We start from the raw sequence: 969 nt of genomic DNA on the forward strand, positions 1-969 counted from the left end.
GCTTTTTTCAATGCATCACCTGTTTCAAATCCCTGTTCTGATAATTCTTTTTCTAATGTTGATAATTCAGACTGCAATTCAGTCTGACGTTTTTTTAAAGATTTTTTTTGTTTTTCCGGTACATTTTCCCCACGTTTTTGTCTCATCTCTAACTGATGTGTTTCATTGAGAATTTCTTGCTGACGACGCATTAAATCACCAAGTTTGTCCATCTTTTCTTTCATTTGTGCAGATTGATTGTTTTCTCCCTCATTTTGATTACCTTTTTGCACATGCAAGTGGTCAAGCGTCTGTTCAATTTCTGCCAAGAGCTGTTCAGCGGCTAAAGAAGAGCCTGTTTTAGCCATTTCCTCAATGAGATTCAGCTTTTCTTGTAATGTATTTTCAGAAAGGTTAGGACTTTTTGAGCTTTTAGAATTTTTAGAAACTTGACCATCTGGTGCTTTTTCGGCCAAAGCTTGAATATACGCATCCATAGCTTGACGTAAATCTGCCATAAGCCGTTCAATTTCTGCCGCTGGAGCACCATATCGCAGTGCATCGCGTAAAGCAGCTTGTGCTTGTTTTAAATTTTTTTGCGCAGATTCAAGCTGATTGCCTTCAATCCCTAAAGCAATCTGCCATAAATAATCCACAACATCGCGCAAATCTTCTTCTGTTTGTGCCAAAGAAAGCCTTGTCCACGCACTTTGTAAAACGAGAAAATGCGCTGTATTTTGAAGTCCCTTTTCTGGACGCACCAGCAAAGCAGAAAGCATATCCAATACACGCTCTTTCGCAGACACATCAAGAGCAAGTAAACGACGCAATTCACTCACAGCACGCGCAACAGGATTTGAAAAAATACGCTGCGGTAATATCATAATAAAAGTTTTGCTACGCCCTTTCTGCCCTGCACCATCTTCTGCCACCAAAGTAATTTTAACCTGCGAACCCGCCCATGGATGCGCTGATACATCATATACCGTC

Annotated in this window: 1 protein-coding gene; it reads right to left on the reverse strand. The window is 40.4% G+C overall.

The features are described 5' to 3' along the window. A partial coding sequence (locus ACFINC_RS09905; RefSeq protein ID WP_375617104.1) for a DUF4175 family protein occupies positions 1-969 on the reverse strand: 969 nt, incomplete at both ends.

This window comes from Bartonella sp. AP58NXGY (genome assembly GCF_042195785.1).
Taxonomy (GTDB): Bacteria; Pseudomonadota; Alphaproteobacteria; order Rhizobiales; family Rhizobiaceae; genus Bartonella.